The sequence below is a fragment of the Nitrosomonas sp. Nm166 genome, assembly GCF_900112825.1.
Lineage (GTDB): Bacteria > Pseudomonadota > Gammaproteobacteria > Burkholderiales > Nitrosomonadaceae > Nitrosomonas.
This window is the reverse complement of record NZ_FONE01000126.1, coordinates 1-1030: the sequence shown is the minus strand read 5'-3', so window position 1 is coordinate 1030 and position 1030 is coordinate 1. Positions and strand designations below refer to the sequence as shown.

2 protein-coding genes are annotated in these 1030 nt (G+C 54.3%); both read right to left on the bottom strand.

Going from position 1 to position 1030, the window contains the following annotated elements; translation table 11 throughout:
* A partial coding sequence (locus tag BM021_RS15865; RefSeq protein WP_218147894.1) for an IS630 family transposase occupies positions 1-515 on the bottom strand: 515 nt, incomplete at its 3' end.
* Positions 488-991 (bottom strand): winged helix-turn-helix domain-containing protein, encoded by a 504-nt coding sequence (locus BM021_RS15075; RefSeq protein WP_090721778.1) that lies wholly within the window; start codon positions 989-991, stop codon positions 488-490. The genes BM021_RS15865 and BM021_RS15075, both read right to left, overlap by 28 nt.
* Between the last annotated feature and the right edge of the window lie 39 nt (positions 992-1030).

The window sequence follows — 1030 nt, the reverse complement described above, 5'->3', positions numbered from 1 at the left end:
AGGCTTTTTAGCGCGCTCTCCAGATGTATCTCAAGCGCATCCAAACTATCGAAGGCACGGTTATGAAAGAATTTTTCCCGTAATTCATCCCACACATGTTCCTGCGGATTGAGTTCTGGTGAGTAAGGAGGCAGAAACAAGAGTCGCATATTCTCTGCCAATTTCATGGTCTGGCTTTTGTGCCAGCCTGCACCGTCCATCACCATAACGATATTTTCATGCGGGTAACGTGCCGCGATTTCATCCACGAAGAGTTGCATGCAGTCCCCATTCACCCAAGGCAAGATCAGGGAATCAAACCGTCCATCCAATGGGCTGACTGCGCCATAGGCGTAGGTGTATTGCTGCGTCAGCATGGCACGTACCACGGGACGATGGGGCTTCTTGTCCCAGCAGTGCCGCACATCGCTGATGCGACCGAAACGCGCTTCGTCTTGAAACATTAGGCGCAGCGGGCGTGGAACCGTAAAAGCCGCTACCTCCTCGGTTAGCCGCTCGGGAAGTTTTTTTTCCATGCCTCGCGCGCCGCTGGGTCAGTTTGCGGATGGCTTTTATCCGGGGCCAGTTTTCGCCAGCCATGCCGTGCCAGCATCTGGTATAGAGTGGACAACGCCAGGGACTTGCCCAGCCTGGCTTCAACCGCTGGTTTCAAGGGCGGAACAATGACAACGCCACCGGTAGCGGCCTCACTCAGCACTTCATCCAGAATCCTGGCTTCCTGCTCCAGACTGGCCTTGGCGCGGTTACGTAACTCACGCTTGCTACGCGTAGTTTTCTTTTCTTCTCCCATCGCTGGATCATACCGGGTGCGCATTCTGCAAGTGACTCCTACCGAACGTCCAATGGCAAGCGCCGTCTGCTCTAGACTCAAACCCAGTGCCAATGGCAGCACGATCGCTTGCGCAGCTCGGAGCTCTGCCGCAGTCTTGGCTTTCTTTAACCGTTCCATCGCTACCTCAAGTTGCTCCGTTCCACTTGCCTTCCGTGCCATGATGACCTCTACCAAAGGTAAAGGCTTATATTATTACTG

Excerpts from the sequence above, each read along its gene's own strand:
- BM021_RS15075 (WP_090721778.1), bottom strand. The coding sequence starts at position 991 with ATGGCACGGAAGGCAAGTGGAACGGAGCAACTTGAGGTAGCGATGGAA.